Annotated in this window: 7 protein-coding genes; 4 read left to right on the forward strand and 3 right to left on the reverse strand. The window is 63.6% G+C overall.

From position 1 onward, the window contains the following. On the forward strand, window positions 1-483 hold a 483-nt coding region (locus GF399_09400), incomplete at its 5' end, for a T9SS type A sorting domain-containing protein (protein MBD3400534.1). 339 nt (window positions 484-822) lie between these two features. Beyond that, window positions 823-1,920, forward strand: coding sequence for a hypothetical protein (locus tag GF399_09405; protein ID MBD3400535.1), 1,098 nt, complete (start codon window positions 823-825; stop codon window positions 1,918-1,920). Window positions 1,921-1,994: 74 nt separating this feature from the next. Here GF399_09405 and GF399_09410 read toward each other — a convergent pair whose 3' ends face one another. Both GF399_09410 and GF399_09415 read right to left on the reverse strand, forming a co-directional pair. Beyond that, the gene (locus tag GF399_09410) at window positions 1,995-2,381 is read right to left on the reverse strand and encodes a hypothetical protein (protein MBD3400536.1); all 387 of its coding nucleotides are present in this window, start codon (window positions 2,379-2,381) and stop codon (window positions 1,995-1,997) included. A 157-nt stretch (window positions 2,382-2,538) separates the two neighbouring features. Then, a complete protein-coding gene (locus tag GF399_09415; GenBank protein ID MBD3400537.1) occupies window positions 2,539-2,928 on the reverse strand; it encodes a hypothetical protein in 390 nt (129 codons plus the stop codon). Between the two features lie 213 nt (window positions 2,929-3,141). Here GF399_09415 and GF399_09420 point away from each other — a divergent pair, with 213 nt between their 5' ends. Together GF399_09420 and GF399_09425 are read left to right on the forward strand one after the other, a co-directional pair. After that, a complete protein-coding gene (locus tag GF399_09420; protein MBD3400538.1) occupies window positions 3,142-3,330 on the forward strand; it encodes a hypothetical protein in 189 nt (62 codons plus the stop codon). A gap of 230 nt (window positions 3,331-3,560) precedes the next feature. Beyond that, window positions 3,561-4,763, forward strand: a complete 1,203-nt coding sequence (locus GF399_09425) for an aminotransferase class I/II-fold pyridoxal phosphate-dependent enzyme (GenBank protein MBD3400539.1) — start codon at window positions 3,561-3,563, stop codon at window positions 4,761-4,763. 189 nt (window positions 4,764-4,952) lie between these two features. On the opposite strand, the gene GF399_09430 is transcribed toward GF399_09425, so the two are convergent. Beyond that, window positions 4,953-5,525 (reverse strand): hypothetical protein, encoded by a 573-nt coding sequence (locus GF399_09430; GenBank protein ID MBD3400540.1) that lies wholly within the window; start codon window positions 5,523-5,525, stop codon window positions 4,953-4,955. Window positions 5,526-6,097: the final 572 nt, after the last annotated feature.

Raw genomic sequence — 6,097 nt, forward strand, 5'->3', positions numbered from 1 at the left:
GTCATGAACGAGCTCGTTTCCGTCGCCTGGGACGAAAACCTCAACGAGCTGTGGTATGACATCTACGACACCTACAACGGCGGCGCAAAGTCGATCAGTTGCAATCCGTACGGCGACGTCTTTATCTGTGGCACTTTGTACCATTTAAATGCTGATTACGGCGCCCTGAAATACCACTACACGCCGAACCCCGGCAATCCCCTCGGCTCCGCTGGCGAATCGGCCGTCAGCGAGACCCGCATCCGTGTACTGAACAACCCCGTCGCCGGCGATCAGTTGGCTGTCGCCTGCGATAGCATGCTCAACGGCGACGCCGCGATCAAGATCTACGACCTTTCCGGTCGGCTGGTCCAGCAAAACCCCTGCCGCATCAGCAATGGGCGGACCAACACCATCAGCGTCGGCAGCCTGCGCAGCGGTCTCTACATTCTGGAAGTCGCCCAGGAGTCCGAGCGGGCGACCTGCCGCTTCATCGTCGAGTAAGGCTTCCGCGACCTTAACCATTTGACAGCAAAGCCTTCCGGCCCCGGGTTCTCCCCCGGGGCCGGCTCGTAACCCTGGACCAGCCCCTGTCAATCAAGGCAGTCCTGAACGAACCGGGCCGCCCGCAGGCGGCCCGGTGATTATTGATACCTGCTGACAACAAGGACTGTCGTCGATTATCACGGCCCTCCGAGCGCGCATCCGCCGTGCAGGAGGTTCGTTCGCCGTCCTGTCACGCTGGAAACGGACTCTTGATAAGCCTATAATGTCAATGGGTCTGATGGCCCTACTGATGTCCCCTTCAAGAAAAGTAACCCGTCACTAAAAGGAGACTTTAATATGCGCAAGGTAGTCCTCTGGCTCCTAGTTGCTCTCGTGCCCGTCCTGGCGCTGCCCGACGTAGCCTTGCTCACCACCTCGGCTGATTACTCGGGTATCCTCGGCGCCCTCGAGGGCGACGCCGAGATCGGCTCCGTCACTTATCTCGACGGTCGGTATTCCACCCCGACAGTGGCCGAGCTGCAAGCCTACGCCTGCGTCCTGGCTTATGCCAACTATGCCTGGAACAACCAGAGCGGCATGGGCGACAACCTGGCCGATTACGTCGATCTCGGCGGCAGCGTCGTCCTCGGCACCGCTGTCTTCGATACCGGCGGCCAATGGCAGCTCCTGGGCCGCATCACCGGGGACGCGGCCTACTCCCCGCTGACCCAGGGGGGCTCCAGCTTCTCCTACACCAACCTGGGCAGCGACTCCGGCCACGCCATCATGGACGGCGTGAGCAGCATCAACAACGGCTTCTTCTGGTCGATGATCGACACCGAATCCGGGGCCGAGTGGATCGCTGATTGGGCCAACGGCTATGACCTGGCCGCGATCAACGCCAATGAAAACTGCATCGGACTGAACATCTACTACGACGGCGCCCACGACTGGACCGGCGACGGCTATCCCCTGGCCGTCAACTCCGTCAACTATCTCGTCGACGCCAACAAGCCCGTGCTGGAGACCGTCGCGGTCCAGGCCGACACCGGCGTCGTCATTCTGACCTTCGACAAGGACACCAACGAGCCGACGATCGACGAGACCAACATCGACACCGTCTTCGCCCTCGACGACGGCACCCGGGGCGGCGGCTTCGGCGAGGTCCGGGCCCTGGGCCTGGGCGCCTCCCCGGCGGCTCCCCACTCCTGGCTCTCCGGCAGCGGCGCCCTGGGCGGCGCCGTCTGGACCGACGCCGCGACCCTCGAGGTTACCCTGTCCATGGACGGCGGCAAGCCGACCCTGGCCGTGGGCGACACCGTGACCGTCGACGGCGCCACCGTCCAGTTGGCCGACGTCAACAACCCCTGCGACAGCGAAGCCACCGTCACCGGCGACTTCGGCGAGTGGAATGTCGTTCCCGTTTCCTGGGGTCAGATCAAGCACCTGGATTAAAGCTGATCGATCGCCGCAGTCCTGAACGAACCGGGCCGCCCGCGGGCGGCCCGGTTGTCGTCGGGTAACGCCGGTCACTCGACGGTGATGACGATCCGCGCCGGGGCCGAAGCGGTGAAGGGATCGATCTTCTCCCCCGTATCATTGTTCTTCGAGGCGGAGCACTTGTAGTAGCGTCCGTTGGCGTAGTGAGTGGCCCAGTCCGTGGTGATGGTGCAGTCGCCGTCGTCGTCAGTGGTGCCGGAGCTTTCGTAGAGCCAGGGACCGCTGCTGCTGTCGCCGACGAACCAGACGACGCCGGCGCCCTCGACGGGCCCCTGCTCATCCTGGACATGGATGGTGATGTCGGTGCTGGCCAGGGGGTTGTCTTCGTCGGCGGCGGTCGTGTTCTCGCAGGCCGTCAGCGCCAGGGCGCCCAGACAGACCAGGACGATCGCGGCTCTGATGAGAGCATTTCGCATCTTTGCTTCCTTCCCGGGGTGAGGGCCGTGGGGGCGCTTCCCCGATGCCGGCCCTCCGTTCAGCAGTGCTGTTAAATGTTCCTCGCTCTGGCAGCTCCGGGCCGCCACGGAGGACGGCCCGGAGGACGGCCCGGAGGATACGAGGTCAGTTTTCCATTTAGTCGATGATCACGGTGATCGTCGCCGGGGCCGACGCGGTGAAGGGATCGATCTTCTCCCCCGTATCACCGTTCTTCGAGGCGAAGCACTTGTAGTAGCGATCGTTGGCGTAGTGGGTGCCCCAGTCCGTGGTGATGGTGCAGTTGCCCAGGGCATTTGTGGTGCCGGTGTCCTCGACGATCCAGGGGCCGCTGGAGCTGTCACCGATAGACCAGCTGACGGAAGCGCCGCGGATGGAGTTCCCGTATTCGTCCTCGACGTGGATGGTGATGTCGGTGCTGGCCAGGGGGTTGTCTTCGTCGGCGGCGGCCATGTTCTCACAGGCCGTCAGCGCCAGGGCGCCCAGGCAGACCAGAACGGCCAGGGCGATGATGATTGACTTGCGCATGAGTTTCTCCTTTTGTTCGGGTGAATGACTATAGCGGATGTCCTTAAGCATCCCTGAGAAAAAACTATCAAATAAACTATGAACAATCAAGATAAATATAGTATACTATAGTATTCATAGATACTTAGTGAAACCCAACCGGCCGGTTCAACTCCAGGCCGTTTTTCTCATTCAACCCTCCATCGCCGGGCCACACCAAACCGGGAGGTCGAGATGGACGGGTCATATGCGGTCCTTTTAGCGCCGTTGCTGATCAGCGTGACATCACCGGCCGGGGAGATCGAGCCGAGCCGCCCCGCCGTCCGGGCCGCCGTCGAGCCAAATATCGTCCAGCGGATGCGCGCCTTCGCCGAGCAGGACACCGAGTTGCCGGCTGACCCCTTCACCAGCGACGGCCGCTAACTGGTCGTCTGGCTCCGCCAGGATAGCGGTCGGTGGTTAGCCGTGGATCTCGACCCACCCGTGGACTGAGCGCCGCGGAACCCGCCGCGCGCCCCGGACGCCCCACCCGATTCGCGGTCTACATCAGCCCCCGGCGATAGGCTTGACAGCCCGCGACGGCGGACTTACCATCGGCCCGTCGAGCGGCCCCGCGAGCCCCCACCACGTCCCCCTTCGGAGGAGAAGCGACCATGGCGGACCGTCCCCCCCTCTCCCAGCGCGCCCAGGCCATCCCCGCCAGCCCCATCCGCAAGCTGGTGCCCTTCGCCCTGGCCGCCAAGCAGCGCGGCGTCCACGTCTACCATCTCAACATCGGCCAGCCCGACCTGCCGACCATCCCCGCCGGGCTCAAGGCCCTGCGCGAGTTCAAGACCGAGGTCATCAAGTACGGCCTCTCCCAGGGCGATCAGGCGTTGACCGCCGCGCTGATCAAGTTCTACGGACGCCTGGGCTACCACTTCGAACCCCACCACATCGTCGTCACCACCGGAGGAAGCGAGGCCATCAGCTTCGCCATGATGGCCATCGGCGACGAGGACGACGAGTTCATCATCCCCGAGCCCTTCTACACCAACTACAACGGCTTCGCCGTCACCGCCGGCGTCAAGCTGGTGCCGATCACCACCTACCCCGAGAGCGGCTACCGCTGCCCCTCCGTCGAGCAGTTCGAAGAACAGATCACCCCGCGCACCCGGGCGATCATCGTCAACTCCCCCGGCAACCCCACCGGCGCCGTCTACTCCCGCGAAGAAATCCAGCGCATCGCCGACCTGGCCCGCCGGCACAACCTCTACGTCATCTCCGACGAGGTCTACCGCGAGTTCACCTTCGACGACACCCGGGCCGTCAGCATCCTGGACATCGACGACCTCGAGGAGCGCGCCGTCGTCATCGACAGCATCTCCAAACGCTACAGCGCCTGCGGCGCCCGCATCGGCTGCGTGATGAGCCGCAACAACCGCCTGATGGAGGCCGTGCTGCGCTACGCCCAGGCCCGCCTCTGCCCGCCCGCCCTGGGCCAGGTCGTCGCCGCCGCCGCCTACAACGACGAGAGCGACTACATCGAAGAGAGCCGCCGCGAGTACCAGCGCCGCCGCGACGTGGTCTTCGACCGCCTGATGGACATCGAGGGCGTCGTCTGCGAGAAGCCCGAAGGAGCCTTCTACTGCCTGGCCAAACTGCCCATCGACGACGCCGAGACGTTTTGCAAGTGGATGCTGACCGACTTCGAGCGTGACGGCCACACCGTGATGACCGCCCCGGGACCGGGCTTCTACGCCACCCCCGGCCTGGGCTCCCAGGAGGTGCGCATCGCCTACGTCCTCAACTGCGACGAGCTCGAGGCGGCGATGGACTGCCTGGTCGAGGGCATCCGGGCCTACAACGCCCGCTGACGCACCAACCAGCTAACGGAGCAAACGACGGGGCCGACCTTGCAGTCGGCCCCGTTTTTTTAATCCGCCGCTCACGCGCCGAACCCCGGCAACCGTCAGGCCGGAGCGGTTGTTGCCCGCAGACCTCCCGCTGAGGGAGGTCTGCGGAACGCAAGAACCGTGCCGGACGCGCAACACAGGAACCCTCGCCTAGGGCACCACCCAGGTGAAAGTGCCCTCGGAGACGGTCACGTCGCTCTGCCACATGTACTCGCCGCGCAGGGAATCCCAGTCGTCGACCATCTCGATGACGACCTTGTACTCCACGGTGTGCCGGCCCTTGCAGCCCTCAGCGCCGTAGGTGTTCAGGTCGCTGTAGAAACCGTAGACGTCGTCGCCCCACTCGCTGGGCAGCAGGGCGTAGCCGCCGCACTGGTCCCAGTCCAGCGAGGGATCGTCGATCTCCACCCACCACTGGTTGTCGGGGTGGGGCCAATCGGCCGCCGGATCGATGGTCAGGTCGACGAGGTGGTAGTAGCCGGAGAACTGGGCCCCGGGATAGAGCTCGTTGGCGTAGTTGATCCAGTCCTCCAGGGTGTGACCGCCGTAGTAGCAGCGGGCGTTGATCTCGCTATCCACCCCGTAGGTGAAGGTGTTTTTGAGGTTGTAGCCGCTTTCAGCCCCGAACTCCGGGTAGGCGTTCTGGAAGACGACCTCGCCGGGGGAAAGGGCCGCCGCGGGCAGGACGGCCGCGATCATCAGTAGAATGGTGAGTGCACGCATGAGAGACCTCCGGAGGGTTTGCGGGAGTTATCTAGCAACACAGCGCCTTAATCTGTCACGAATAACAATATAATCTCCGTCCAGACAAATGTCAACCAGCGAACGACATAAAAAAACACCGCCCAATTCGGGCGGAGTTGAGCATACTCATCAATAAATCACATCAAAAATTACATCAATCAGATGCACACATTGAGCATCTTAACTAAAGCCGGATAAGGCACTGCTGCTGTCCAAACCGGTCATATTGCCGCTAATATACCCTTACAATCTCCCTGGATCAAGCGCTGAAGGCCGCACATCGCTCAAAGCTGCAAGCGCCTCACTCCGCCAGCAGCACCGCCCGGCAGGGCGCCCCCTCGGCGGTGGGAATCGACAAGGGCAGGCAAATCAGGCGATAGCGCCCCGGAGTAGCCCGCGAAAGGTCGATATTCTCCAGGGCCGGCACGCCGGCGCCGAACAGCATCCGGTGGACCACCGGCTCGCCCTCGAAGCCGTCGACGCTGGGACCGTCGACGCCCAGCAGACTCAGCGGCAGCCCCAGCAAGCGCTCGACCAGCTCCGGCGAGGGA

It is taken from the genome of Candidatus Coatesbacteria bacterium, from assembly GCA_014728225.1.
Lineage (GTDB): Bacteria > RBG-13-66-14 > RBG-13-66-14 > RBG-13-66-14 > RBG-13-66-14 > WJLX01.

What these genes read in the sequence shown, in the direction of transcription:
- GF399_09415 (MBD3400537.1), bottom strand. Translation starts at nt 2,928, where the DNA reads ATGCGCAAGTCAATCATCATCGCCCTGGCCGTTCTGGTCTGCCTGGGC.
- GF399_09420 (MBD3400538.1), top strand. Translation starts at nt 3,142, where the DNA reads ATGGACGGGTCATATGCGGTCCTTTTAGCGCCGTTGCTGATCAGCGTG.
- GF399_09425 (MBD3400539.1), top strand. Translation starts at nt 3,561, where the DNA reads ATGGCGGACCGTCCCCCCCTCTCCCAGCGCGCCCAGGCCATCCCCGCC.
- GF399_09430 (MBD3400540.1), bottom strand. Translation starts at nt 5,525, where the DNA reads ATGCGTGCACTCACCATTCTACTGATGATCGCGGCCGTCCTGCCCGCG.
- GF399_09405 (MBD3400535.1), top strand. Translation starts at nt 823, where the DNA reads ATGCGCAAGGTAGTCCTCTGGCTCCTAGTTGCTCTCGTGCCCGTCCTG.
- GF399_09410 (MBD3400536.1), bottom strand. Translation starts at nt 2,381, where the DNA reads ATGCGAAATGCTCTCATCAGAGCCGCGATCGTCCTGGTCTGTCTGGGC.